The sequence below is a fragment of the Roseovarius sp. genome, assembly GCF_030373445.1.
Lineage (GTDB): Bacteria > Pseudomonadota > Alphaproteobacteria > Rhodobacterales > Rhodobacteraceae > Roseovarius.
The window spans coordinates 200,789-227,073 of sequence record NZ_JAUCYU010000009.1 but is presented as its reverse complement, the minus strand read 5'-3'; the positions used below and the strand labels follow the sequence as shown (position 1 = coordinate 227,073).

Genomic DNA, 26,285 nt, shown 5'->3' with positions numbered 1-26,285 from the left:
GGCTCGGGCCTTACCGAAGGTCGGCGCTCTTACACCATTCGATGGGACACTATCTATACGCCACTTCCTAAAGTGGCAAACAGCAGCATTAAGCACCTCATCTATAGAATGGAAACATTCCACTCTCCCGAAAAGATCAGAGACGCCGCCATTCACGACATCAACTACGGCCCAGTCATTAGGCCCTCTATGCTGGGTTTTGACTCGGAGTTGTTGAAGGAGGCTTTGTTTTCTAGAGAGTTTTTCAGGTTTACTCTTGTCAGAAACCCTTATGCTCGAGCCTTATCCAACTACCTGGATCGTTACCACTCACCCAATAGCACGGTGCGGAAACAGATTGGACAGGTCGCAACTGAATTTGGGCTTCAAAAGGTTTCGAACGAGCCCCTTGGCTTTTCAGACTATCTTTTCTGCCTAAAACATATTCCTCAACGCAGGCAGGACATTCATCTCCTAAGCCAAGTAACTTACGGCCTGTTTGACTTGCTAGACTATGACTTTGTGGGTTCTTTCGAAAGAATCGAACAGGATCTGGCGACAGTTGCAAAGAGGATTTGGGATAAAGACAATGTATCGCTCGGCTTCCAGAGTCCCAGCCGAACGAACGCGGCCTCAAAGCTGCGTAGTGCCTATTCGGACAAACAGGTTGCGCTAATCAACGAAATCTACGCGAAAGATTTTCACACTTTCGGCTACACAATGCTTACGAACGCAGAGGATCTGTCCGACCCTGACGCACTGCTCCGCGATACAAGCGTCACGCCTGCTCCATCGGCTCAGCCAGCAGGTTGACAACCCCCGGCACCTTGCCGTCATCGCAAGAAACCAGCGAGCGGCCACGCTCGTCAACGCGGCGCAACTCATAGCCGGCGGATTTCAGGCGTGAAACGACCTCCGGAGCCGTTTTAGGGGTAACTTCAATCAGGATCTTGGCCCGCCGGGCGCCGAGAATATTTGTCATGCCATCAAGGGCCAGCAATTCCGCCCCCTCGACATCGATCTTGATCAGGTCCGGTTCGAGGTTGTGTTCTGCACAAAGTTCATCCAGGGCGATCGTCTCGACCCTTTCCTCGCTGGCCTGGGGTTCGATATCCTTTGGCATGAAGCTGTCACCGATCCCGAGAATGTTCTCGCCACGAAACCGCATGAAGGTTTCGAAGCCGCGCTCCTTTGCGACGGCCTTGTTGATACAGTGAAGTCGATTGCTGAGCTGGTTGATCTGGGAGTTGACCAGGAGCCGCCCATAGGTGCGGCGCGCGGCCTCCACGGCGTAGATGTGACTGTCAGGATTCGCTGCGGCCGCGCTCAGGCTGTAAACCCCGCTGAAGGATCCGACGTCCAGGACAGTTCGGGCCGTCATGGCGCGCTCCCGCCACAGCTGCATGGACATCGGCTCGTAGGAGTCGGGTCCGTACCAGAAAAAGGTCATCGCCACCAAGTCGTCATTGGCGGAGAACATGACGAACTCGGACCCTCCGATACTGACTTCAACGAAGCCAAAATACGGATAGGAGTTCTTGGCACGGTGAAATCCCTGATCGATTACGCCGACATTCTCGGGCGCAATCGAACGCATGAATATCTTTGCTTCAGTACACGCTTTTCCATTAATCGCGGTGAGTTCATTCAGATGCATCGCGCTGGCCTGCTCACGTTCATTTCAACATCCAATTGTATTCGGTGCCTTCAAGAGCTTCCTGTACGAGATCAATATTCTCAATCGATTCCGTGAGCTCGGCCGGCGCCTGCTTGATAAAACTTGGGGCCCTGTCGCTGAATGCGCCGACATTCAGCGTTTTGCTCACATTGTCGGCGACATCCTTGGCCACCAGCCCGTCGTCATCCATCATCTTCGCATAGTCGAACATCGCAAGATGGGGGTATTTCGCAGTCCACGTCTCGACCAGCTTGATCTCCCGCTCCGTGTTGACAATGTAGTTCGACAGCTGACGCACGTTCACTACCGTCGATGTCACATCGATCTTCTCATCTTCCCGTGCGTGCCAGACCTTGTTTGCCTCGGCCAGACGCCCCGAAACGAAGGATTGCACCGCGTTGCGTCGGGTCAGATGCAGGATCGGGATGTTCCGTGAGATCGCTTCCTGTACAATGGTCGGACGCTGAACAAGTCCACGCCAGCCGCCGTCAAGCTGATGCAGGCTGCGGTATTTCACATCGACAACAAGCAGTTTGCCCGGGTGGCGTTTCGCTTGCGCCTCGAGAAACGCCTCGAAGACGCCGTACTGTTCATCCGGAAGCGCCAAGGCCGGGTCTTTCGCGACCTCCTGCTTGAGAAAGGTGAAAAAGTTGGAATCCTGCCCAACATTCGACGGATGGAAGACTTCGCCCAAGTACTTAAGATTTGGATGCTTGTCGATAACGGACCCTAGCGCGCCTGTTCCCGAGCGTTGGCGCGCGATCAGCAATGCGTATTTCATCCTGCTCCCTCAAAGGTGGGTTTCTCGTGACAATACTGTTCTGGTCGCATTATGCAACGTCCCCGGCGCCCGTGCAATTGCCTAGGCGCGACGGCAGGCAGAAGACCTTTGAAAACACGTGGATATTTCAAGCCTTGTCCGGCAGCGCCTGGGCGTGATTGTGGTCTGTCTTGACCATTGATCCGCAACCGGCCCCTGACGCGCCTGTCCGCCGCTTTCGGCTCTCGCAATAGCCACTCGTGCAAGGATACCTTGTTCATCGGATCGAGGGCTCCAATCGCGAGCGCTTTCGACACTTCATAACGGTTGTCCGGTCCGCCTGACCGAAGCAGTGGGATCTTTGCAGGACCGCCATACTTCAATGGCCACAACCCGCCCTGCCCCGCTTAATTCCCACGCTTGAACGCGCGCCGGATCTTCCTGATGGGCGCAGTGATCTTCCATGACGTACTGGTTTCCAGCGCTTTGACCCTTTTCTCTGCCTTCTCCGCCTTCTCGGTGACTTCCTTGAGCTTTTCGTCGAGAACAGCCTTGGTTTGCCGGAACTCCTCGCTCTCCTTCGTCGATTTGTCCTGAGCCTTCTCGAGCCTTGTTTCGGTGTCGAGAAGTATCTGTGCGATCTGTGTCAGCTCCCGCACCTGCAGTTCGACGCTATGCTCGAGTTCACGCACCTGTTCGGCACCACGGGCCGAGGCGGCCGCATGTGCAAGGCGTTCCTCGCTAAGCTGTTCCGTCAGAGTCTTGAGGCTTTCCTTCAGTTCAGTGATCTCGGCGTGGCTGGTCTCGAGATTGGCTTCGCGTTCCGCAAGAAGCGTCGAGATGTTTGCCAGGTCAGCGGCGTGCTGGCGGACCGTATCGTTTTGTGCAGCAAGATCATGTTCGTACCGTCTGATCTCGGTACTCATGACCTCGATCTTCCGGGCCTTCTCCGTGACCTGGCTTTGCGCGGTTGCCAGATCCCTGGCCGTCTCGTCAGCCTCGTGTGTACGCTGTTCAAGATGGCTCTTCGTAACGGCAAGCTCGTCCTTCAGCGCCGAGAGTTCTGATTGTGTCTCTTCAAGCTGACTTTCAAAACGGTGGGCCAGTTCGCTACTGGCGGTCCGTTCGGCATCCGCCTCGTCCAGTTTTCGGGTGAGTGTGTCGACGAGAGCGCCTTGCTCTTCACTCGCTTCTTCCAGACGAGATATCTCCGCGGCGCGCTTCTCGATCTTGGCCTCGAGTTCAGCAACATGTTGCCGAAGCTCCTCCCTGGCCTTGTCGCTTTCTGCGAGCTTGCCGTCAGCTTCGGCAAGCTTGACTTCCAAGTCTTCCTTGCGCCGCTCGTTCTCGGCCTGAACGTCGGAAAGTTGCCGCTTGAGGGCCTCGACCGACTTGCCACGTTCCTCGGACTGGCCTTGCAGACCGGAATTTTCCTCTTTCAGCCTGGCGATTTCGCTCTGGCGCTCGTTGCTTTCAGTACGGGCATCCGAAAGCTTTTGCTCTAGGGTCTTGCCGGCATTTTCGCTTTCGGCCAGCCTGGCTTGGAGGCTGGAGTTCTTTGCGCCGATTTCCGCAAGTTCGCTGGTCGCCTCTCTTAGTGAACGAGATGTCTGCTGGCCCAGTTCGACCAGGCGGTGAAAGGCAGGTGCGGCGGCGTCAAATTCGCTGCGGATCTGGTCGATGGTCTCGTGATCTTCCTCTTTTTCGCCCGACTCCGCCCAATCTTCCAGGATGCGGTAAAGGTTGCGAATCCATTCCGAAATGAGGGGGCTGCGCAGCACCTTGTCCGGTGTGTCGGTAAAGTGCTTCAGGTCAGGGGCGAGAAACGCATCGATCTCGGTTGCTACAGTCCGGGCCATGCGCGGAAGCTTGACCCCGAGCGAATCCTGTATCCCCTGGGCCGTTTCGGCCCAATTGTTCATGAGGCGCTGATACGACGTGAAGACGCGGGTTGTTCCGCGGGAATCCCGTTCGGCATCGAGGATGTGACGCATCCACAGGAGCATCCCGAGGTCGATGCCAATTCCGTCGCGCCGCTCAAGCGACCGGGCGACTTCGAGGGGGTGCCGGTGGGTGTGCACGACAAGTGGCGTGCAGCCTTCGTTTGGAAGGATGTCCAGCCAGAACGGAAGCAGGCGGCAAATCCGCGGATCCTTGAGGACGAAGAGCCGGGACTTGCCGAATTCCTCTTGCAGCGTTGCGGCGGCCCGCTCGCGGTACTCCTCGGCACGTGCACTTTCGAACCAGCCTGGGTTGACCGAAAGCCAATCATCCCAGCTGGACCCGGCGGAGGCCAGCAAACGGTCGTGAAGCAGGTAAAGCTGAGACGACTCGAAGTAACCCTTCGAATTGTGCTCGTCAGCCTTCATCTGGCTTGCCGGCAGATCACAACCGAGGATCGACAGGGTGCCTGCCAGGGCTGACGTGCCCGAGCGGTGCATTCCGAGAACCAGCACCGCCTGCCGCGGTGATTTCGCTGATTTGGCACTCATTGAAACCTCTTCTGGATTTGACCCGCGACAGCGCTCTCTGATCCGGTTCGCTCAGGCCGCAAATTTTGGAAGGCTATACCAGATTTTCAGATCGAGTCCCGTAAGTAACTCGGTTCTTTTCAGATCGTAATTGAACCGGTCCTGAAGATCGCTCAGTTCCTGCATCGTGAAGCGGGGCAGTTCGGCGTCGGGAACGTTCTCGCTGCGTCTGACCGTCAGGCTTTCGCCATCAAATGTCAGCGGCAGCCCGGCGTTGATCTGGCCCGACGGCACGTTTTCCATGGGGTCGATGCCGAGGAAGTCTGTCGCCTGCCGGACAAAGGCTTTCGGGTCTTCGACGAGATCGTCGAACTTCATGAATAGAAAGCTGTCGTTCGGATAGCCGTTCATCCAGGCGGCGATGGACTCCGCGTAGAGAGAGGTCAGATAGGGGGACAATTCCACCCCCAGCTTGCTCGCATCCTGGATCGTCGAGCCGGGCGCATAACGCCCACGGCGCCAGTTGTGGATATAAAACGACACGGCCTTGTCGACCGGTTGGCGGAGGCAGATGATCATTTTGGGCGCCTCAGGAAGGAACCGGTGAAATCTTTCCCGAACCTTCGGCCACTGGAGATAGGTCGTCGACCCTTCTGCGCGCCACGGTGTGTCTCCGGCATCGGCAAAATACGTGCTCAGGTACTCTTCGTAATCCGACTGTTCCCAGTGTTTCTTCTTCGAGAAGAAAAACGTTTCCTTGGGTTCGGAAAAGAAGACATCCGGATGATTGGCGAGTGCCCGGGCAAGATACGTCGTACCGGCTTTCTGCGCACCAAGAATGAACAAGTTCGGAGCTTTCATGTACTCTTTACTCCACTTGCTTCGTACGTTCGTCGGGCAACTCAGGCCCGCTCTCCTTACAGAACTTGATCTCTGACGCTCCTTGTTTCACTGACTCGACTTTCACTTACCGTCCGTACCAGCGCGAGCGACTTCGTCGGGTCTTGACACCACCTCGATGGCGGAGATCATCTCCACGTCCTGACTGTACCGCTCGGCAACGAATTCCCGAACCTTCTCCGTCGTGAAGTTCTTCTTGCCGAGTTCCCTTCCCTCGACTTGATAGTGACGCAAGTCCGAAACGGGAACCGACGTCAACACTTCGGAGGACGCAGTGCGCACTTCCATGGAGGAATTGACCTTTCTGCCGAACCATTTTCGGGAACGTCCCGGCCCGATCAACGACCGCATGGATTGTTGCAGGTGATCAATCCTGATCGCGTCGGTATACTTGATATCCCACAAGTGAGCCTTTTGCGGCCAGAGATGACGGTCCAATTGCTTGAAATCATGCTTCGCGTAGTCGATGAAGTCGTCGAAAGTCGCGTCGTCGAAACGCAGCCCGGTCAATCCCTCGAAGTTGCGCTTGATATCCTTGGCGCCCTTATCTGCAATGAACTTGTTGGTAAAAACCGAAATCAGACGATCCAGCGGATCCCGGTAGACAAAAACCGTGTTGTCGTAAGCATCTACGTTGCGCAGGTTTTTGCGGAGAACCAGGAATTCCTTCATGTTTCCGGACAGGAGAAAGTCTTCTCGACTCCTCTGTTTTTTGCCTTCGGCAGGGGGATGGAGGCGGTGGTATTCGTCGTTCAGGAGTCTCCTGAATGCAGTGCAGGCATTCTTTCGAATGTATGCATAGAGTATCTTCCGGCCGCCTAGGTTAATTTCATAATGGCCCGTGTTGTGATGAAACTCGTCTTTCTTGAAGGACGGACGATAGGCCATTTGTACTCCAGCTTCCGATGCGGTTCATTCCATATATTCTTGTTGGAATGAACGCCAGTGATTAGTGCCTATTAAACCCGATGTATCAACCAGCCTGAGCGAACAAACGCTCTGATTGCCCATTGCGAGGGACGCAGTGCAGACGCGAGGGCCGGTCAAGGTCGTTTCCAAACGGCAAGGGCCGAATTCTTCGGTCACTCATTCCGCCCTCGTGAACACCAAGACCGGATGCCAATCATAGTGGCTGACGCTGCTCGCATATCGTTTCGCGACCTTCCCGACCAGCCCCAATTGGGCGAGGTGGTCAGTGAACTTCGGGTCATCCCGAACCCCTGCGACGAACAGCGTGCCTCCGGCCGACAAAAGGCGTGCCGCTTCGGTCAGCCGGCGTTCTGCCGCGGCCGCGTCATCGGGTAGCCCGTTCAAAAGAACAACCTGCAGCCGTCCGTTTGCCAGGTTGGTGGAGCCTGCACGCGCCAGTTCGGCATCCAACGCCTCACCGGCGTCCACACGCCCCTGGAATTGCTCGCGCCAGAACCCCTCGATGGACTCCGGCACATCAACCGCGAGGGCAAGTAGTCGCCGATAGAGCAGGATGGATTCCGACAACGCACGGTGAATAGACCGGGCCCGCCGGGTCGAATTGCAATGCGGGCACCGGGCCTCGCCGCTGAGGTCGGAAAAGCTGGCACTCTGTCGACCGCACGCGTTGCAGTGCGTGACCTCGCGCCGCGCGATAGAGTCAAGCGCAGACAGGTCTTTCAGCATGGGCGGATGCAAAGCCGCGTGGCTTTCGTCGATCCGGTGCATCAGGCCAGGCCGGGTCTTGTTGAACAGCGCCATAAGGCCCGGAACCTCGCCGAGTTTCCAGCCGCAACTTTCCACGTAGTAGCTGAACTCGACATCTGTCGAGCTGTGCGGAACCTCGTCCGAGAATCCGCCGATCTGGTCGATCATCTTCCGCCGCAGGATAAAGAAACCGCCCTGCACATGGCTGAACTCACGATCCGGGTTGTCCCTGGCAAAGCCGGGATTGCGGAACTTGTCGAACAGTTGCTGGGCAACCGGGTAATCGCGGCCATGCAGGTAACTCGGAGAGTAGCACAGCGTTCCGGCCTGACCGACATCCGGGTGGGCGTTCATGTAACTGACGAATGTCTTTTCCCAGCCGTAGTTGGTTGTCATGCCCTCCTTCCCGCAGACGTAGATCGCGTAGTCGGAGCGGCCGTGCTTAAGGCAGATATTCGTGCCAGGCCCGACGAACGCATTCTCGCGGTTCAGCACGAGCGTGAAATTGTCGTGTTCCCCGTACACCGAGAGAAGGTGCGACAGGGTCTCCCTGTCGCTTCCGTTGTCGCATACGACAAGATGGAATGGCAGGGAGGTGAACTTGTAAAGCCGTCTGATGACTTCCGAAACCTGGATCAGATTGTTCCAGCTCACGATCATCAGGTCGATCGTCTCGTTCGACCAGACCCGAAGCAGGTTCTCGACAAGATCCGGGCCGTTGTGATTGCGCCGTAGCCGCGCCTCGGCATTCTCCATGATGCACGAGACAGCCGTTTCCGGCATGGCGTAGAAGCTTCGGATCTTGTCGGCCAGCGCCTTCGGGTTCGGGTCACAGACAAAACCGGTGATATTGTCACTGACCAGGTCGGGGATCCCGGCAATTTCCGTGGTCAGCACGGGCAGCCCTGCCGCGATCGCCTCCATCAGTGTCGTCGGAATGCCATCCATGTCGCCGTCCTGAGCGCGGACGCTGGGACAGGCGAAAAGATCGTGATTCCGGAACACCTCGAGCAGGGCTTCACGCCCCTTTACGGGACCGTGCAATTTGACGTTGGTGATATTCTCGTTGGCAATCAGCTCTCTGTACGTTTCTTCAAGTTCGCCGTAGCCGTAAAGGTTGATCGTTATTCCGTCCCTCTCCAGCAACTTGCCGGCACGGATCAACTGATCGAGTCCCTTCTTCTCGGCAAAGCGCGAGACTGCGCACACCTGCCGCTTCTGACGGCTCTCCCGCTTCTCGATCTTGCCGCCTGCGAACAGGTCAGGATCAACGCAGTTGGAGTTGATCACCAACTTGTCGCCCGGCACGCCCCGGCTTTCGAGATACCTCCGGTGAAAGCGCGACAGCGTGAAGATCTTTCGACAGTACGGCGACTGGGCGAACTCGCTGATCTTGTTTTTCATCGCGTTCTTGTAGCGGAAGATATCCTGAGCGTGCGCGATGCAGGTAAACGGTATCTCGGCCTTTTCGCAGGCGGGCCAGACCATGTCAGTCACAGTCGGGTAAACGAAATGGGCGTGCACTGCGTTGCAGCCGGTTTCCTTCAACCTCTCCGCGAGATGCTCATGATCACGGACTCGCTCCCATTCGATCTCGAAGTCAGGCTTGAAATCGGGATATGGCGATTGCCTGCAGAACACCCGCACATCGTAGCCCTGGCTACGCAGCAGGCGCAGTTCGTTCAGGACGAAGGTTTCCGAGGGCACCGGGAAATGCCAGCAGAAATACGCGATGCGCAAGGTATCGCGCGGGATCGGGTCCAGGTCACCTCTTGCCGGCAGAACCATGCGTTTCTGTGCCGGCGCCGGTTCAGCCAGCAGCCCGTCATAAACTGCCCGCATCTGCCGGGCGTAAGCGTCCCGTCCGAACTTTATCGTGACTTCGTCTTGCGCCCTGGCGCCCATCTTCACCTTGAGATCGCGGTCATTGGCGAGGCGAAGCACGGCGTTTGCCACGCCCTCAATATCACCGACTCCAACCACGAATCCGGTTTCGCCGTCACGCACGAACTCGGGCGGCGCCCCGTGATCGTATACCACCACCGGGCGTTTTGCCGCCATGGCCTCGAGCACCGTCCGACCGAACGACTCTCGGAAATTCGACAGGCTGAGCAGAACATCCGTTTCGGCGATCGCCTTTGCCGGGGTGTCGCGGTAGCCTAGGATCTTCAGCGAGGCCGGCAATTTGCCCGACGCGATTTCCGCCGCGATTTCCGCCGTGTGGTCGGTTTCCGGTCCGATGAGGTGAAACTGCACGTCTGGCCGCTCGGCCGCAACGCGGGCCGCAACCCGTGCAAAATCCCATATGCCTTTCTTGGGTATGTTCGAACTTATCATGCCGACCCGAAGCGCCCCTTCGGACCGTGGGGCGGGCAAGGTCAGCAGTTCCTCGAAATCGACCGTGTTGTAGACGAGATCGGGCGTGTGACCGTCGATGGTGAAATCGGATCGCGTCGCCTCCGAGTTCGCTATGACCCGGTCGTTGTTGTCCCAGAGGGTGCTGATGATGGCATCGGCAGTCTGACCGATCTGGTTGCGCAAGTGGCTGTCGTGCCGGATCAGTTCGCGCACATGCACGATACTGCGCACCCCCATACGCTTGGCAGCCATTCGGGGTTCACGAAGAACGATCGTGTTGGAATGCACCACGTCGACCTGCTCGTCGACCATGATGCGGGCGAACCCGGCGATAGCGCGTTCATTGGGCTGCTCCCCGCCCCGCCACCAGCCGTAGCGCATGACGTATACGGCATGGGCCTTGTCGCACAGGGTTTCGAAGTAGGTGGCGTTCCCGACACTGGGCACGGTTACAATGACGTTGAAATCGAGGGCTTTCAGCCCGTCGAGCATGTCAATCAGGCTGCGTTCCCCTCCGAACAACGTCTTGCCGGCCACATGGCTGCACAGCATGACCGTTGGACGCCCGGGACGCAGTTGAATACGCCCCTCGTGGCGATTCGGTAGCGCCCTGTCCTGCGACAGTCCATCCGTAACAGGCCTTGGAACCTGGTAGGAATCGCGGCCTTCCTTCTGGCCGTAGCGGATGTAATGCACAAGCGGATTGAGATTGCTGCGCGCCACGTCCGCGTTGGCCTGGAGATATTTCTGAACGTCGAACTTGGGCCCCGGGCTCCGGTGGAGCCGCATGCCAAGCCACAGGTAATGCTGCAGCGGGTCCATGCCCATGATCTTTACGTCGGGGTTTCGGGCCGAATACCATTCCGGGTCGAACAGGTTGGACGCGAGCAGCTCGTTCTGATCAAGTTCCTTGGGCGGCATCGGATACTCCGGCAATTCAACAGGATCAATTGGTCGTTCAGCAAAAGTCGTCCTTCGGCTTCCATACTCCAGCCACAACTCAAGGTCCATTTAGTCTAAATTAAGAAATGCCCGCAGTCGGCAGAATCCGGCGAGGATTATGGTGCATCGCTGTTTTTTTGGCAAATCGCCAAAAATTTTCCGTTGAAATGGCACCTAAAGTGCCTTTTCACCCGTGTCCTCAAAAAGCCGACATCAGGCACGAGGAGTCCCTCGCGCCGTCAAGTCGCAGCCGTACACGCAAAGACATCCTGGTGCGCGGCCCATCCGCGCGACAGGAAAAACTTCACGTCGAGATCGCAGGTTTGAGCAAGTTCGCAAACCTTGGAAGGCGTCGCAGCAGAGATCCCATAGTCCTTCAGGTTGGAATACTCGGCGAAACCGAAATCGGTCGATTTGTACCCACTCAGGAGCTGGGTCATGGCGTCCTCGGACAGGTTATATGTCTTGTCGCGCGTCTCAATGCGGTGCGCTACATAGGAACCATGTGTCGTGAAAACGAGAACACCGCTGTCTGTCAGGTGACGACGAAGGTACTGCAGGACACGCTTGGATTCCCTTTCTGACAGATGGGTGAAAAGCGACCCGACCCAGATCAGGTCGAACGGATCGTCAATCGGCTGTGCGAGCGTGATATCCAGCTTTCGCGTTTCGACGCCCAGCACGTCCTGGGCCGAGGCTGCAGCTTTGCCATCTGCATCAACGCCAAGGAGGTACGCATTCGGAAACTCGGCCTTGAGCCAACGCAGCACGCGTCCGTACCCGCACGCATAATCAAGTACCCGCCGAACGCTTCCCACCGGCTTCCGCGCGGCAGAGAGCGATCTGGTTATCACACTGGCTGCGCTGGCACCGATCGTGAAATACTGTTCGGGCGTATTCTTTGCCATGCCGTCGTTTGGAGAAATGTCCTTGATCACAGACTCGAATACGCCTGCTTTTCCAGAGAGTTTCTTACTATCTATTTGCATGCTTAACTTTCCGCGAGATTGGATATCTTGGGTAAAACTGCGTGACCAGCCTCTTCCAGAGCCTAACCAGTTCATCGGAAAGGCAATGGCTGGTCACCACTTGAGCGCTGGGGAATGAATAGGTGTTTTCCCCTGCCCCGGCAATTCAAAAAGCTGTTGGATCTTTTCTGAGAACACGGTCGCCCGAGCCTCGAACGAGTGATTGCGCGCCACCCAATCGGCGGCCTCTCGGCGCATCTCCGGATCTGTCCCGTCGGGGGCGCGAAGGATGTCCGCGAACTCCTGTTCGGTGCGAAAGACGTCGTAATAGCGTTCCGGCACGATATCTTCCAGACCGCGAACGGAATCGACAACCAGATGGCCGCCCGACCCGAGCACGTCGAATACCCGGTTCGAAATGTAGCCCATGTCCCGCATGTAATCCCAGTGATCACACACCACGAGGCGGCTTGCGCCGTATAGCTCGCTCAGCACCGCGTTCGGGATTACCCCCCCCTTTAGCCTGTCACTCTCAATGAAAGGGGCCCATCCGGCGCCGTAGATGTCGAGTTCGAGGTCGTTCTCCAACGCCCATTTCGCCGGCTTGCGGAATTCCCCGCGGGAATTCGCCACGTAAACCGCCCGGTCCGTCCGAACCTCCCACGTATCCGCGTCGAAGAAGAACCTGTCGGTGTCGGTACACTGCGCCATGAACTCGACCTTGCCCGGAACAAGTTGGTCCAGAAGTCCGGTATGGTACTCGGAGGCGACATAGACCTGATCGTAACCCATCATCTCATCGATGCAGATCAGTTCCGGGTGGCTGATCATCCAAAGGATGTTTTTCTGATGAAGTTTCGGACGATAGTCGATGCGGCCGCGCAGTACGATGACCACGTCGTCGGAGGCGGCCATGCCACAATACCAGTCTTCGCGACAGTCTACCCTGACCACGTATCCCAGCCTGCGAAGTGCATCGGCAAGGCCGTTGGCAAAATGAAAATCACCCCATTCTTCCCGGCGATAGCTGGCGGCAGCGCACTTGATCGAAATTCGCAGCTGCGTTTCGCTCGCAAGGGTTAGCAGAAGAGACCTGGCCCTGATATCGTAAGTGTGATCGTGCCGGACGACCTTTTGTATTTCCGCGACCCGTGCCTGGCGCGCATCCTCGTGATCGAGCCAAAAATTCATGACGTTGCGAAGGCTTTCACCGCCCGAGTATGTCGGCACCAGATCCCCGAACCGTTCACTGCAGCCGCGTTCGTTGTTCGAGATCAATAGCGCCCCGGCGGCCATGGCGTCAAAGGCCTGGGGGCTGACACTTCCCCAGGCTTTCGAGGCTAGGGGTGCATCGTCCAGCACGACACGGGCAGAGGCGTAGACATCTGGCAGGCCGGAGGCCTCGACCTGCCCTTCGCCGATCTGGCCCAGCGCCGTTTTTTCCCAGCCTGCCCCGAAGACCCTGCCCTTGCCGCTGATCCTGTCGGGCCGGAGATGAAACTCGATCTCGCGCGGTGTACCGGTCCGGTCGCCTGCAAGGCAATAATCACAGACCCACTCGCTCCTCGGCTTGGCGTCCGCAAGTGCGCGATGCGCGGCAGCGGCCGGAAGCACATGAACGGATCGTCCCAGTACCTTTTCCAGGTAGGTCGCCGCCGCATCCGACGTGGCGAAGAGGTGATCATAGGCCTGGGTGACCGGCTCTTCCGCACACTGGTCGATCCATTCGTATATCCATCTGACGGTAGTGAGCCACGGGCCGGATTTCTCGATCTTGCGCGGATCGAACCGATCGGTCAGCACGACGGCGAAATCGACACCAGCGAGGTCATACCAATCGCTTTCCGGAACGTGGCGAACATGGCAGGCCACCACGTCCTGCAGGGCCTTGCCCAGCCCGCGCGCCATGGCCTCGCCGTCGCTTGGCATGCCGGGACCCTCCGAGGCCGAGATGAAAGCCACGACCGGTCTCGATCCTGTCATCAGCGCCGGGTCGGTCAAACAGGTCGATTTGATCATGCGCCTCAAGTAGGCACCCCAGCGATGGGTGAAGACCTCGTTGTTCTTCTTGGTCCGAAGCGCCGTGTGGCTCGAGGCCTGGCGGCTGTGGCCCCGGTGGTGGACAATCGCGATGTCGTTTGCACAAATCACCTCCAGCCCCAGGTCCCGTCCGACCTTGAGGCAAAGGTCCACGTCCTCGAGGCCATATGAGTATCGCTCGTCGAAGCCCCCCACGGCTTCGAAATCCCCACGCCGCATTGCAAGAAACGCACCCGTTACGGCGATGCACCGCGTCGCCGCGAGGTCTGCATTCGTTTCCATGCCGTTGCGTGCCTCGTAGGGTCGAATGAAGTCCTCCGTCGAAACCTCGGCGTTCAGGAACACGCCCAGATGCTGGTCGATCCGAAACTCGGCTGGGGTGTTGGACGGGACGTGATCAATTAGTCGCGCCCCCACCACGCCGATGTTTGCCGCGCGGAGATAAGACCGGACTTGCGCAGTGAACGCTTGCGAGAAAACAAGATCGTTGTTTGCGAAAACAAGCACCTCCCCGCCGGCAAGGCGGGCGCCGAAATTGTTCGAATCTGAGAAGCTGTAGTTCCCATTACGTGGAAAAAAGCGAATGTTTGCGCCCGCTTTGGCATGGCGTTCACACACACGTTCCGAGGCGTCGTCGGAACCGTGATCCACGACGATCCATTCGATGTCGGTCGAAAGATCTTCTCTGGCGCAGGAATGAAACATCTCGTCCAGCAATTCGGCGCCATTTCGGTTCACAATGACCACTGACAGGCCCTCACCTGGCTCTACGGCACCGCGATGTTCAACTGTGCGTGGAGCGGGAAGTTTGGCTCTCGATACCTCCCCGGTCAGTCCGGAACGCACGTGTGACGCGTTCCTGATGTGGTCCTCGGCCCCGGCCGACACGACGGAAAGCCGGGCTTCGCTTAGAACCGCCATGTTCGGCGGTAGCTCGAACCTGAACCCGCAAAACCCTCGGCCCCCGTGCAGATTTTGCACTTCCTTTCGATAGAAGCGGGTTCTTGTATGAGCGAATGGCTCGTCGTCGAGTTTTAGGATCAAGTCGACGTTTGCATCCGGTTCTTCCTGACAGACGGCCCATCCGGTAACCTCGTTCGATCCGAAGCTTTCAACCTCTCCGGAAACGGTCGCATTGGCAGGCATGGCCGGCGCATCCGGCTTCAGCACCCAGGCCGAGGTATCGGCAGGCCTGTCGAGTGGCCGCAACGTCACCTCGGGCCGGCTCTCTATGTCCGTGAATGCCACCGATATGGGAAGATGGCGTTGACCCGGCCGCAAGGGAACCTTGAACACGAACCGGTAGGCCCCCTCTGCATCCGGAAGCGATGCGTTGCCAGCCGGTGACCTCGCAACAGTCGAGGCAAGGGTCGTTTCTCCACATGAGAGTTCAAGCCTGACCGGCATGCCCGGAAAGGCGGGGTGCACGACTTCTCCTTCAACCTCGAGCACATGATTTGCCATTTTGCCTTCGTGTATGTGCAGGAAATCAGATACCGGGGTTTCCCCGATGTAAGACTTGCCAAGCCTCCCCATCCACAAGGGACAGGTTGCCGTCGGGTCCTGTTGCAACTTAAGCATTGCACCGACCTCGAGTGCAGGCTCGAACGTCGCAACGAGACCCGCATCGGCGGATTGAAACCCACCTATATCGACGGGCCCGGAACGCCTGACCGCCCCAGACCGTCCGGAATTCATTTCGCCCCACATCAGGGTATCGGCTTTCGTGAATGCCCAGCCAGAAATGTGACCCTGATCCGCCCTTGCGGAAACACCGTAGACCGGCTGCGCACGCAGGTGAGCCTGCAGGTCGGGCACTGGCCGAACCTCAAACCGGGCCAGCGGCAGTGCGCCCTTGTCGTGGAGATTTTGCCGGGTCGAATGCTCCAACTCTCCTTCAAACCAATCATAGGCGCATTCGGCGAGGAGGAATTGAGCATCTCTCGGCAAGTCGACGACAACGTCGGCGCGCTGCTCGGCCCCCATCGGCATGACGAGGAAAGTACCGGCAAGGTCGAACCAGTGGCCCGGCTCGAGCTTCAACTGAACAGGGGGGGCGGCGGGAACCTCGGCACGGCTGCCCGTCCGAAGATTCGTGACGGCGACGAACGGTTTCAGCACCGCACTCTTGTCAGAACTCAATGGCAAGATGACGAACCGTGCCCCAAGAACTGGCTTGTCTTCGGGATTCACCTTGAGATGCAACCGGACCCAGCCCTCTCCCGGCGCCGTGACGATACGGATAGTCGGGTGCCCGAGATAATTCAGGAGGTCGGCCGTCACCGGTGACGCGGTTGCCGACGACCGCCACTCGACTGACACGGCGTCCGATAATTGCATGGCTGAGCCGGACGTCGGGAACGTCCCTGTTCCGGACCAGTCAGACCTCATGCAATGACCCTCCGTCCTGTCTGCGAGGATCGACACGCCAAGCCGCCGGCGCGGATCGACCTGCCAACGCCCCATCGCCCGGATGAAGCCAGGCTCGGACGAAAGTATGAAGCGATATCGACCTTCACCACAAGGACAGTATCAGGCGCCGCCCTGGTCGCAAGAACTGGTAACAAGATAACAGGTACCGGGCGCAACCGCGTCGCCGATCCGCAAGGCATTCTGTCCAACGTTCATTCTTCAAGGCGTTTCAGCAGGTACTTGCCGTATTCGTTCTTGCTGCATTGCTGCGCCCGTTCGCGCAAGGAGTCCCGATCGATCCAGCCCTTGTCGAACGCGATCTCTTCCGGACAACCTGTCTGAAGGCCCTGGCGATTCTGCAGGGTGCGCACGAAATTGCCGGCATCGAGCAACGAGCCATGCGTCCCTGTATCCAGCCAGGCATAGCCCCGTCCCATGCGCTCGACGGACAACATCCCCTCGTCAAGATACATTTCGAGCAGGGTGGTGATCTCAAGCTCGCCCCGCGCCGACGGCTGCACCTCCCGCGCTCTCCGGGGCGCATCCCCGTCGAGAAAGTAAAGTCCCGTCACCGCGAAGTTTGACGGCGGCACCTCGGGCTTTTCGATGATCTTGGTGGCCTGGCCTTCCTTGTCGAAGGCAACGACGCCATACCGCTCGGGGTCCGAGACGCGATACCCGAAGACCGTGCCACCCTTGTCCTGCGCGTCGGCGCTCGTCAGAAGCTGCGACAACCCATGGCCGAAGAAGATGTTGTCGCCAAGAACCATCGCCGAAGGCGCCCCGGCAAGAAACTCGTCCGCCAGGATATAGGCTTGGGCGAGGCCATCAGGGCTGGGTTGGACGATGTAGGTGAAAGACATGCCCCATTGGCTGCCATCCCCCAGAAGCCGTTGGAAGGCTTCCTGGTCCGCGGGGGTGGTAATGATGGCCACCTCGCGGATCCCCGTAAGCATGAGGACCGACAGGGGATAATATATCATCGGCTTGTCGTAGATCGGCATGAGCTGTTTGGAGACACCGATCGTGATGGGATAGAGGCGCGTCCCCGAGCCGCCGGCAAGAATAATGCCTTTTCGTGATTGTGACATCGGACGTCACTCCTTCTGTGTATCTTCTTTTGGCGGGAATAGCAGGTCGGCAGGACCGAACCGGGATAGATATAGCTCAATATCTGCCGTGTAAATCTCGGCAACGCGGTCGACCAGTGCGGCGTCGTAGAGGCTTTCATGAGCAGGTGACTTGCCCACACGCTTCATATCGGCAAGCTCGGCAAGGGGCGTATCGGCAAAACACTTCCCTGACAGAAGTTCGAACCGGTCGGTACCGTGCCGCGTGAGCGGGCGGGCATCGATGATGGACAATCCGCTCTCCCGCTCGATGTGGGGGATAGAAGCCTTGAACTGCTCAAGCGGATAATAGGCGTCGTACTCCTCGTAGACCAGAAAATCCTCCTGTGGACGCCAGTGGATGTTGGCGCGAAGGTTTTCCGGCTTGGCGATAGCCTTAACGAAATCGCGGAACGTCAGGGCGCTCTCATCGATCTCGTCATTCTCAAGGCGGTACAGGCTCCAGAATTCAGGCGTCTTGGACACGATCTTGTCGAGAAACACGCTGGCCAGGCGGGCATAGGGGCAACGAAGTATCACGAAGGTGAACCGGGCCGTCACCAGCTCGCGCAGGGTGGCGGCAAATGTCCTGTTGTTGGGATGGATCCATGTCCAGTTTTCGGTTCCGTCAATGCATCCGTTGGCATTGGCCAGGCTCACGCGCATGGTCGAACAGGCATTCTTCGGTATGAAGGTATAAATGGCATCCGAGGCATAGCAGACAAGGGCATGCCCCGCTGCAAAGGTGTGGGCTTCGTTTGCACCCAGACCAACGTTCATCTTCCTTGGATGCCTGAGGAGCCGCCGCTGCATCTTACGTCGACAGGTCCGCCAGCACGCGCCCGAGGCTCTCGCGCCAATCCGGCCTGGTCACACCAAAGGAGGCCTGCAGGGAGGAGCAATCCATTCGCGAGTTGCCGGGCCGTTTCGCTTTCGTCGGATACGCGGACGCCGGTATCCCCTCTACCGAAACCTTGAGATCGGCCTGCGCGAATATCTCGCGGGCGAAATCGGCCCAGCTCACATCGGGCCGACCGGAGAAGTGGTAGATGCCACCCTGGCCGGTCGCACCGCTCAGGCCACGCGCGACGGCAAGACAGGCCCGTGCGATATCACCCGCCTCGGTCGGACCACCAATCTGGTCTTCGACAATCGTCAGGTGGTCCTTCGTTTCCGCGAGGCGCAGCATCGTCTTGACGAAATTACTGCCATGGGAAGAAAACACCCAGGAAGTTCGAAGGATGGCAAACGTCCCGCCGGCCGCCACTACGCCACGCTCGCCTGCCAGTTTGCTTCGACCATAGGCCCCCAGCGGTGCGGTTTCGTCTTCCGGCAGCCATGGCTTCGCGCCGCTCCCGTCGAAGACGTAATCGGTGGAGATGTGCACGAAAGGCAATCCACGCTCGGCGGCGGCCCGGGCCATGGCCGCCGGGGCATCGCCGTTGATCACCGTGGCAAGCGCCTCTTCGTCCTCCGCCTTGTCGACTGCGGTGTAAGCGGCGGCGTTGATCACGCCCGTGGCGTCCGTGTCGCGAATAATCGCGGCACATGCGTCCGGATCCGCAAGGTCTGCCTCCGCCCTACCGAGACAGACGACATCATCACCCCCGACCCGCGCGAGTTCGGTCGCCACCTGCCCCGTCTTGCCGAAGACCAGAACCGCCATGCCGACTAACCCGCCTTCCCAAGGCGCTCGCCGACGCCCTGGCGACTCTGCAGCGCCCGCCACCAGCTCTCGTTGTCGAGATACCACTGCACGGTCCGCTCCAGCCCCTCGGCCAACGTCACCGATGGACGCCAGCCAAGTTCTTCGCGAATCCGTGTCGGGTCGATTGCATAGCGCAGGTCGTGGCCGGGGCGGTCGTCCACGAAGGCTATCTGCTCCGCGTATTCGCCGCCGCCGTCTCGCGGGCGCTTCTCGTCCAGGATGGCGCAGATCCGCCGGACGATCTCGATGTTGGTGGCTTCGTTCTCGCCCCCGATATTGTAGGAGCGGCCGAGGGCGCCTTTCTCCAGAACCGTCAGCAGCGCGTCGGCGTGATCCTCGACATAAAGCCAGTCACGCACGTTCTCGCCCTTGCCGTAGACCGGCAGCGGCTTGCCCGCCAAGGCGTTCAGGATGATCACCGGGATCAGCTTCTCGGGGAAGTGATAGGGCCCGTAATTGTTCGAACAGTTCGACAGTACGACCGGCAGCCCGTAGGTCTCGTGCCATGCCCGGACCAGGTGATCCGACGCAGCCTTCGACGCCGAGTAGGGCGAGCGCGGGTCGTAGGGCGTCTCCTCGGTGAACTTCCCCGTGGCGCCCAGCGACCCGAACACCTCGTCGGTCGAGATATGGTGGAACCGGAACCCTTCGGGCTTCCCCTGCCCCGCCCAGTACTTCCGCGCCGCCTCAAGCAGCGTGTAGGTTCCCGTCACGTTGGTCTCGATGAAGGTCCCCGGACCGTCGATCGACCGGTCTACGTGGCTTTCCGCGGCCAGGTGCATCACGGCATCCGGCTGATGCGTCTCGAACACCCGGTCCAGGGCCGCCCCATCCCGAATATCCGCCTCCTCGAAAGCATAAAGCGGGCTGTCGGCCACCTTCTCCACGTTCTCCAGGCAGGCCGCATAGGTGAGCGCATCGAGGTTCACCACCTCGTGCCCGCGCGACACGGCCAACCGCACCACGGCTGACCCGATGAAACCGGCCCCGCCCGTCACCAGAAGCTTCATGTCGCCCCCTCCCAGACGAAGGGGCTGTCGAAGTTTTTCATGACCGGCGCCTTGGCATCCTTCTCGGAAAGAATGGCCTCATCCGCATCCATGCCCCAACCGATTCCGATCTCCGGGTCGTCGAACCGCACCGCCCCGTCACACTCGGGAGCGTAGTAATCGGTGCACTTGTAGATGATCTCGGTATCGGGCTCACGCGTCGCGAACCCGTGCAGGAACCCCTCTGGAATGAACAACTGCCTGCCGTTCTCGAAGCTCAGTTCGACCCCCACCCACTTGCCGAAAGTCGGGCTACCCTTGCGAATGTCCACGGCCACATCGAAAAGCCGGCCCCGACCACATCGCACCAGCTTGGCCTGCGCATGCGGTGGCGACTGGAAATGCAGACCCCGCACCGTACCCGGCTTGGCCGAGAGGGAATGGTTATCCTGCACGAACGCCGCGTCAATCCCGGCCTCCGCCAGCCGGCGCAAGTTCCAGCTTTCCGAAAAAAAGCCCCGCGCATCTCCATGACGCTGCGGCGTCAGGATCACGACCCCCCCGAGCTCGGTCTGTTCAACGTGCAATTCGCTCTCCATCGTTACACAGGGGTATGAGCAATATGACCCGTATTTTGTGTTCCCCCGAAATGCAAGTACGGAGCCCTGGCCAAGCGTCTTCCGGCGTGTAGAGCATGGATAACGGCAAGAATTACAGGCGATGCCGAGTTTAACGTCCGATCCGGCCATCCAACGGCCGGACCAACAAGTACATCCCGACCGCCCTGCGATTTCGCAGAGGAAGGCGTCTTCGGCGAATATGGCGACGGAAATGGCGGCGCATACCTCATTCTGCCCAAACCACATTGCCATCGACCGCGTCAGCTCCGCCATCGCCTGCAGTTTTGTTGAAAAATTAGGCAGAAAATGAATGAAATAAATTCATACTTATCAGAACCTTAATCCCTCTCAAGCCAGCGCTTCCAACAAATGACACAAGTTCGACACCTTTCAACCCACAATTGCTGTATAGTGTACTTTCAGCACTAACCTGCCTGTCGAAAGCGGCATGGTTAATTGGGCCAGTTTGAAAGGGGGTTTGATTACGCCCGGCCATCGGCAAGCAGTTCCCGCCGCGAGATCCAGAAAGCTGGAAAGGAACATGTTATGCTGAAATACTGTATCCTTGTTGCCGGCATCACGCTTTGCAACGGAACACTGGCCCTGGCGCAGGCTCCCGCGCCAATCCAACAACACAATACCAACATGCTCTGGTTCGAGAACTGGACCGGACTGAGCGACGCCATGTTGCGCGTCGCATCCCCGGACGGTCAGGTCGAAACGATCAGGCAGGCGTCCGGCACGCCGGTTTACCACCTGTCCGGCACCACGGTAGCTGACGGCATCTATCGCTACGAGTTGCGCGCATCCCCTGAAATCCGATCCCGCTACGGCAGCGGGAACGCAACCCAATACACCGCCAACGCATCCGAAACGCCGACCAAGGTCTTCTACCGGTCGGGCGCCTTCCTCGTGCAGGGCGGCGCAATCGTCACCCCCGAAACAACAACGGAGACCCGCACCAGCGACTGACCCCGGCGTCGCACTTACCGAGTACCATGACTGAATTTCATTTGGTTAACCAAGGAGCTCACGATGACCAGTATCTACAAATCCAGCCTGCTTACCACTGTCGCAACGCTTGGCTTGGCCAGTGCCGCCACGGCACAAGAAGCCGAGTTCCTTTTCGGTGTAGACATCTCTGATCTCACCGATAGCAGCGCCGACCTGTTCGTGGTCGACAACACTGCCCTGGATGGCTTCACCTGCATTGGCAACGATTGTTCGGACGGGATGGATTTCGAACCCTCCGATCCTTTGACCGACGGCATACTGATGCTCAACGACTCGTTCACATGGGTCGATTTCCGCGACTCGGGCGACAACGTCACCAACCCCGGGGCGGACTGGCGGTTGCGGATCAATGACGACACCAGCTTCACGGGCGGCGGGATAAATCGCTTCTCGGTTCAGGATCTCGAGGCCAGCACCATTCCCTTTACCATCGTGCAGAACGCGCCTCAAAACGCGTTCTGGATGGCCGGCACCACCGGCGATATCGGCCTCGGAACGGCGATGCCGCAATCCGAGTTACATGTCATGAGTACGGGCTCCGCCGGGGTGCGACTCGAAGCCGATACCACCTTCGAAATGAGGTCGGATGCCACCGGCTTCGCGATCAGCGACGAAGACAACGGATCGACCCCGTTCCGCATCCAGCCGGGCGCCGCCGAAGGCGCCGTGGAACTGACCGCGGCAGGGCTGGTGATGAACCAGTCCGGCAATCCCGACAGCGATTTCAACTACGGAAGCGAAAACAGGCCGAACGCATTCTTCGTGGATGGGGAAACCGGATTTGTCGGATTCGGCACGGACACGCCACAGACGACGTTCGAAGTCAGCGGCGATGATACGTTCAACTTCTTTCGCATCACCGCCAACGGCGCCCCCACGAACAAATCCGCGGACGTCGTCTTTACCCAGGGCCCCTTGGGCACTGGAGAGTTCCGGTACAATATCGTCGATGGCGATGGGCCGGAAATGCGGATGAACGCCGATGGCGACGTGATCATCGTCGGAACTCTCGTGACCGGCGGACCCAACTGTTCCAGCGGGTGCGATGCGGTCTTCTCGGAGGATTACGACCTGCTCAGCATCGAGGAGCATGCGGATCGCATGTACAGTCTGGGCCACCTTCCGGCGATCGGGCCGACGATCCCCAACGCACCGGTCAACATCCCGGAACAGTACGGGCGCATGCTCAACGAACTGGAACACGCCCATATTTACATCGCCGGGCTTCAGGCCGAGGTCAACGAATTGCGCGGACAGCTAAAGCAACAATCCGACGCGCTCGCCCGGCTCGACCGGATCGAGGCCATGCTGACCGACGCGCAGCATTAACCCTGTCAAAAGAACGTTCCGGACAGGTCTGTAACGGCCTGTCCGGACCGGCCAAACCGCAATCTTTGCGGCTCTCGAAACCCACGGGCATGAGGCCTCGTGGTAAACCCTCGCCGGTCCTCGGCTCACCACAGATTTCGTTTGCCCCTATCGGATTAAATTCCTACTCTGCCTCCGAATTGCGCTACCAACCGGTCTTTTTCAGTGAGGCGATCTAATGAAATTCGTTTATGCACTCTCCGCCATGTTAACCTTGTTGATCGGCTCGGTCGCGTCGGCCCAGGCGCCCGATCCGGTACAGCGCAACAACTCCCGTGCGGTATGGTTCGAGAACTGGGTCGGGCTGGAGAACGCGAACATGCGCGTCGCCAGCCCTGACGGAGACATCAAGGACGTCTTCGCCGCAACCGGCACGCCTGTCTACGAGCTGACCGGCGCGGCAAGCGACGGCGTCTACCGCTACGAGCTGCGCGCGCAAACGGATGAGCTGGTCAAGAACCGGAACTACTCCGCCAACAGTCTCGAGGGCCAGGACGAGGAATTCGTCCCAAAGGCGTTCTATCGCTCCGGCGTCTTCGTCGTGCGCGGCGGCGTCATCCTCCGTCCGGAGGAAATGGAAAAAGAGGAAGAGCGGGAAGAGTGATCTGAGTTCAAGTTCACTGCCCCGTCATACGGCCTCGCATCAGTTGGCGACGACGGATTGCAGGTCGAAGATCGGCAGTAGCACGGAGAGCACGATCACCAGCACCAGTGCGCCGACGAGGATCATCAGCATCGGCTCCAGCAGCGCAGCAATGCGTTTGCGCTCGGTAGACAGCCCGTTCTCGACGAGCAGCGCGGCGCGCCCCACCATCCGCGCCAGCCGCGCCGACATCTCGCCCGCCGCGATCAACTGGCGGGCCACCGGCGGGATGGGGCTGAGGTTCTCGAGCGCACGGCTCAGCGTATCGCCGCCCCGAACGGCCTCAGTCACCGCGTCGGCCTCCGCCCGGAACCGCTCTATGTCCATCACGCCGGCCGCGCTTGCACAGGCCTGAACGGCGGGCTGGCGGCTTGCCAGCACCAGCGCCAGCGTCCGCAAGTACTGCACCGAACAGGATTGCCGCATCAGCCGCCCCACGATGGGCAGGCGCAGCCCGATCCTGTCCCGCGCACGCCGCAGCGCCGGCACGTAGCGGCTCATCACGATGGTCAGCAGCAGAACCGCCAGCACCGCGCCGATCGGTATCGCGTTATCCTGGATCCAGCCGCTGATGGCCAGCATGACCTGCGTCAACTCCGGCAGCGGACGCCCCGATATCTCGAACAGCGACACGATCTCCGGTGCCACGTTGATCATCAGGATACCGCACACCAGCAGCGACACCGCCGCCACGAAGGCCGGATAGACAAGGGCGCTGGAAATCTGCGCACGGTCCGTGCCGCGGGTTTCGAGGTGGTCGGCCAGTTCCGAGAAGACCTGCGCGGCATCGCCCGCCGTCTCCCCCGACCGGATCGAGGCGATGTAGTAGCGCGGGAACCCCGCCCCGCTGTTCTCCAGCGCCTCGCTCAGCGGCGCGCCGTCCATCAACGCCGCCTGCGCGTTGGCCGCCACCTTCTCCAGCGCCGGGCTGCCGCCCGCGCGCACTGCTTTCAACGCCGCCTCGGCGGGCAGGTCGGCGGCCAGCAGAACTGCGAGCTGCCGGGTGAGAACGGCCTGCAACTCTGCACTGAGCCGTGCTCGGCCGAAATCGGCCGCCAGAGAGGACCTTCCCCGCGCCCGAGCCGTCAGTTCCGACGGGAAAAGCCCCTGCTCCTGCAACTGGTGGGTCGCGTGTGTTTCGGTTTCGCCGATGACCGTTCCGGTCTTCCGGCGCCCTTCTGCCGTGTAGGCAACGTAGCTGTAGGCCTTCACGCCACGTCTCCCACCACGCGCAGCGCTTCCACAAGGCTCGTTCGGCCCGACGCCACTTCGGAGAGGCCCTGACCGATCAGTGTTTCCGCATCGCTGATGGCCAGCGATCTCAACTCACCTTCAGATGCACCGCGGTCAATCGCCTCGCGCAGGGTCTCGCCGACCTCTACCATTTCGAAGATGCCAAGCCGGCCTGCATAGCCGGTCTGGTTGCAGGACACGCATCCGCCCGCATCATGGATGTGTTCCGGCACTGCCAGGCCGTGGCGCGTGAAATGCGCGGCCTCTGTCGGGTTGGGCGCCCGCTCCTGGCTGCACTGCGTGCACAGCCGGCGCAACAGCCGTTGTGCAACCACCCCCCGAAGCGTCGCTGCGATCAGAAAGTTGTCGAGCCCCAGGTCGCGCAGCCGCACCACCGCCCCCATGGAGCCGTTGGCGTGGAGCGACGAAAACACCAGGTGACCAGTCAGCGCCGCCTGCGAGGCCACCGACGCCGTCTCGACGTCACGGATCTCACCAACGAGGATCACGTCCGGGTCCTGCCGCAACGTGGCACGCAACCCCGCGGCGAAGGTCATCCCGATATCGGCGTTGATCTGGCTTTGCGAGATATCCGCAATGTCATACTCGATCGGGTCCTCGACCGTGACGATATTGCGCTCGTGCCGGTTCGCGAGCTTCAGGAGGGAATAGAGCGTGGTCGTCTTGCCAGATCCGGTCGGGCCAGTGGCAAGGATGATTCCGTTCGGTAACGCCGACAGCCGCTTCAGCAGGTCTTCCTGTGTCCGGCTGAGCCCGAGATCGGAGAGCGGCATCAGGCCAGTGGAGCGGTCAAGAATCCTAAGCACGATCCGTTCGCCATAATTGCCCGGCAGGGAAGACACCCGCGTGTCGATCAGCCGCCCGCCCAGCCGCACAGGTATCCGCCCGTCCTGCGGCAGTCGCGTTTCGGAAATGTCGAGCCCGGCCATCACCTTGAGCCGGGAAATCACCCGCCGCACCGGCACATCGTTGCGATCCATCACCTTCTGAAGGAACCCGTCGATCCGCATACGCACCCGCAGACCGCCCTCGTATGGCTCGACATGAAGGTCAGACGCACCCGAGGTCACGGCCCGCCGCATGAGTTGATTGACGAGACGGATGACTGGGGCGTCACCGGGTTCTTCCAGCAGGTCGCGCTGCGCCGCCTGGCCGGCATTCTCTTCGAGATCGAACAGGGTTTCCGGCTCATCTGCCTGCCCGTCGGTCTCGCTCGAGCCGTATAGCCGCGTCAGCGCCGTTTCGAACCCGGCCTGGGTTTCCTCGACCAGCTCCACCGCAACCGCGCCTGCCCGGCGTTGCGCTTCGCGCAGTCCGAACGCCGTGGCCTCAGGCCCGATAACGATCCGGGCTCCGTCCAACAGCACCTGCTGATCCCGCGCGAAGGGAAAGGGC

The 26,285-nt window shown here is 59.5% G+C and carries 19 protein-coding genes; 4 read left to right on the top strand and 15 right to left on the bottom strand.

The genetic code is table 11. The features are described 5' to 3' along the window. A partial coding sequence (locus QUV18_RS17005) for a sulfotransferase family 2 domain-containing protein (protein WP_300895212.1) occupies positions 1-792 on the top strand: 792 nt, incomplete at its 5' end. Here the strand turns inward: QUV18_RS17005 and QUV18_RS17000 are convergent. From QUV18_RS17000 to rfbC, 13 genes are all read right to left on the bottom strand, one after another. Further along, positions 758-1,636: an FkbM family methyltransferase gene (locus tag QUV18_RS17000; RefSeq protein ID WP_300895211.1), complete on the bottom strand. Its 879-nt coding sequence runs from the start codon at positions 1,634-1,636 to the stop codon at positions 758-760. The two genes, QUV18_RS17005 and QUV18_RS17000, sit on opposite strands and share 35 nt — an antisense overlap. A 19-nt stretch (positions 1,637-1,655) precedes the next feature. Further along, entirely contained in the window at positions 1,656-2,438 is a 783-nt protein-coding gene (locus QUV18_RS16995) for a hypothetical protein (RefSeq protein WP_300895210.1), read from the bottom strand. Between the two features lie 386 nt (positions 2,439-2,824). Then, positions 2,825-4,909 (bottom strand): hypothetical protein, encoded by a 2,085-nt coding sequence (locus QUV18_RS16990; RefSeq protein WP_300895209.1) that lies wholly within the window; start codon positions 4,907-4,909, stop codon positions 2,825-2,827. A gap of 51 nt (positions 4,910-4,960) precedes the next feature. Continuing rightward, on the bottom strand, positions 4,961-5,749 hold the full coding sequence (locus QUV18_RS16985; protein WP_300895208.1) for a sulfotransferase: 789 nt from the start codon (positions 5,747-5,749) through the stop codon (positions 4,961-4,963). Positions 5,750-5,851: 102 nt separating this feature from the next. Next, positions 5,852-6,676, bottom strand: a complete 825-nt coding sequence (locus tag QUV18_RS16980) for a sulfotransferase family 2 domain-containing protein (RefSeq protein WP_300895207.1) — start codon at positions 6,674-6,676, stop codon at positions 5,852-5,854. A 198-nt stretch (positions 6,677-6,874) separates the two neighbouring features. Further along, the gene (locus QUV18_RS16975; RefSeq protein WP_300895206.1) at positions 6,875-10,834 is read right to left on the bottom strand and encodes a glycosyltransferase; all 3,960 of its coding nucleotides are present in this window, start codon (positions 10,832-10,834) and stop codon (positions 6,875-6,877) included. A 170-nt stretch (positions 10,835-11,004) separates the two neighbouring features. Next, positions 11,005-11,703: a class I SAM-dependent methyltransferase gene (locus tag QUV18_RS16970; RefSeq protein WP_300895205.1), complete on the bottom strand. Its 699-nt coding sequence runs from the start codon at positions 11,701-11,703 to the stop codon at positions 11,005-11,007. Between the two features lie 144 nt (positions 11,704-11,847). Further along, positions 11,848-16,164, bottom strand: coding sequence for a glycosyltransferase (locus tag QUV18_RS16965; RefSeq protein WP_300895204.1), 4,317 nt, complete (start codon positions 16,162-16,164; stop codon positions 11,848-11,850). Positions 16,165-16,397: 233 nt separating this feature from the next. Then, the gene (rfbA, locus tag QUV18_RS16960; RefSeq protein WP_300895203.1) at positions 16,398-17,276 is read right to left on the bottom strand and encodes a glucose-1-phosphate thymidylyltransferase RfbA; all 879 of its coding nucleotides are present in this window, start codon (positions 17,274-17,276) and stop codon (positions 16,398-16,400) included. Positions 17,277-17,282: 6 nt separating this feature from the next. Beyond that, positions 17,283-18,074, bottom strand: coding sequence for a sulfotransferase family 2 domain-containing protein (locus tag QUV18_RS16955; RefSeq protein ID WP_300895202.1), 792 nt, complete (start codon positions 18,072-18,074; stop codon positions 17,283-17,285). A gap of 34 nt (positions 18,075-18,108) precedes the next feature. Further along, a complete protein-coding gene (gene rfbD / locus QUV18_RS16950) occupies positions 18,109-18,960 on the bottom strand; it encodes a dTDP-4-dehydrorhamnose reductase (protein WP_300895201.1) in 852 nt (283 codons plus the stop codon). Positions 18,961-18,965: 5 nt separating this feature from the next. Beyond that, positions 18,966-20,012: a dTDP-glucose 4,6-dehydratase gene (gene rfbB, locus QUV18_RS16945; RefSeq protein ID WP_300895200.1), complete on the bottom strand. Its 1,047-nt coding sequence runs from the start codon at positions 20,010-20,012 to the stop codon at positions 18,966-18,968. Next, positions 20,009-20,578 (bottom strand): dTDP-4-dehydrorhamnose 3,5-epimerase, encoded by a 570-nt coding sequence (rfbC, locus tag QUV18_RS16940; RefSeq protein WP_300895215.1) that lies wholly within the window; start codon positions 20,576-20,578, stop codon positions 20,009-20,011. The genes rfbB and rfbC overlap by 4 nt, the downstream gene beginning before the upstream one ends. 579 nt (positions 20,579-21,157) lie before the next feature. Here rfbC and QUV18_RS16935 point away from each other — a divergent pair. The 3 genes from QUV18_RS16935 (at position 21,158) to QUV18_RS16925 (ending at position 23,597) form a co-directional block, all read left to right on the top strand. After that, on the top strand, positions 21,158-21,583 hold the full coding sequence (locus QUV18_RS16935; protein ID WP_300895199.1) for a hypothetical protein: 426 nt from the start codon (positions 21,158-21,160) through the stop codon (positions 21,581-21,583). Positions 21,584-21,646: 63 nt separating this feature from the next. Then, positions 21,647-22,954, top strand: a complete 1,308-nt coding sequence (locus QUV18_RS16930; RefSeq protein WP_300895198.1) for a hypothetical protein — start codon at positions 21,647-21,649, stop codon at positions 22,952-22,954. A 244-nt stretch (positions 22,955-23,198) separates the two neighbouring features. Continuing rightward, positions 23,199-23,597: a hypothetical protein gene (locus tag QUV18_RS16925; protein WP_300895197.1), complete on the top strand. Its 399-nt coding sequence runs from the start codon at positions 23,199-23,201 to the stop codon at positions 23,595-23,597. Between the two features lie 39 nt (positions 23,598-23,636). On the opposite strand, the gene QUV18_RS16920 is transcribed toward QUV18_RS16925, so the two are convergent. Together QUV18_RS16920 and QUV18_RS16915 are read right to left on the bottom strand one after the other, a co-directional pair. Next, positions 23,637-24,848 (bottom strand): type II secretion system F family protein, encoded by a 1,212-nt coding sequence (locus tag QUV18_RS16920; RefSeq protein WP_300895196.1) that lies wholly within the window; start codon positions 24,846-24,848, stop codon positions 23,637-23,639. Beyond that, complete coding sequence (locus QUV18_RS16915) at positions 24,845-26,257, bottom strand: GspE/PulE family protein (RefSeq protein ID WP_300895195.1); 1,413 nt, start codon at positions 26,255-26,257, stop codon at positions 24,845-24,847. The genes QUV18_RS16920 and QUV18_RS16915 overlap by 4 nt, the downstream gene beginning before the upstream one ends. Between the last annotated feature and the right edge of the window lie 28 nt (positions 26,258-26,285).

Excerpts from the sequence above, each read along its gene's own strand:
- QUV18_RS16955 (WP_300895202.1), bottom strand. The coding sequence starts at position 18,074 with ATGAACGTTGGTCTGGGTGCAAACGAAGCCCACACCTTTGCAGCGGGG.
- QUV18_RS16995 (WP_300895210.1), bottom strand. The coding sequence starts at position 2,438 with ATGAAATACGCATTGCTGATCGCGCGCCAACGCTCGGGAACAGGCGCG.
- QUV18_RS16935 (WP_300895199.1), top strand. The coding sequence starts at position 21,158 with ATGCTGAAATACTGTATCCTTGTTGCCGGCATCACGCTTTGCAACGGA.
- QUV18_RS16985 (WP_300895208.1), bottom strand. The coding sequence starts at position 5,749 with ATGAAAGCTCCGAACTTGTTCATTCTTGGTGCGCAGAAAGCCGGTACG.
- QUV18_RS16980 (WP_300895207.1), bottom strand. The coding sequence starts at position 6,676 with ATGGCCTATCGTCCGTCCTTCAAGAAAGACGAGTTTCATCACAACACG.
- rfbA (WP_300895203.1), bottom strand. The coding sequence starts at position 17,276 with ATGTCACAATCACGAAAAGGCATTATTCTTGCCGGCGGCTCGGGGACG.
- QUV18_RS16965 (WP_300895204.1), bottom strand. The coding sequence starts at position 16,164 with ATGAGGTCTGACTGGTCCGGAACAGGGACGTTCCCGACGTCCGGCTCA.
- QUV18_RS17000 (WP_300895211.1), bottom strand. The coding sequence starts at position 1,636 with ATGCATCTGAATGAACTCACCGCGATTAATGGAAAAGCGTGTACTGAA.
- rfbB (WP_300895200.1), bottom strand. The coding sequence starts at position 20,012 with ATGAAGCTTCTGGTGACGGGCGGGGCCGGTTTCATCGGGTCAGCCGTG.
- QUV18_RS16925 (WP_300895197.1), top strand. The coding sequence starts at position 23,199 with ATGTTAACCTTGTTGATCGGCTCGGTCGCGTCGGCCCAGGCGCCCGAT.
- QUV18_RS16930 (WP_300895198.1), top strand. The coding sequence starts at position 21,647 with ATGACCAGTATCTACAAATCCAGCCTGCTTACCACTGTCGCAACGCTT.
- rfbD (WP_300895201.1), bottom strand. The coding sequence starts at position 18,960 with ATGGCGGTTCTGGTCTTCGGCAAGACGGGGCAGGTGGCGACCGAACTC.
- QUV18_RS16990 (WP_300895209.1), bottom strand. The coding sequence starts at position 4,909 with ATGAGTGCCAAATCAGCGAAATCACCGCGGCAGGCGGTGCTGGTTCTC.
- QUV18_RS16975 (WP_300895206.1), bottom strand. The coding sequence starts at position 10,834 with ATGGACCTTGAGTTGTGGCTGGAGTATGGAAGCCGAAGGACGACTTTT.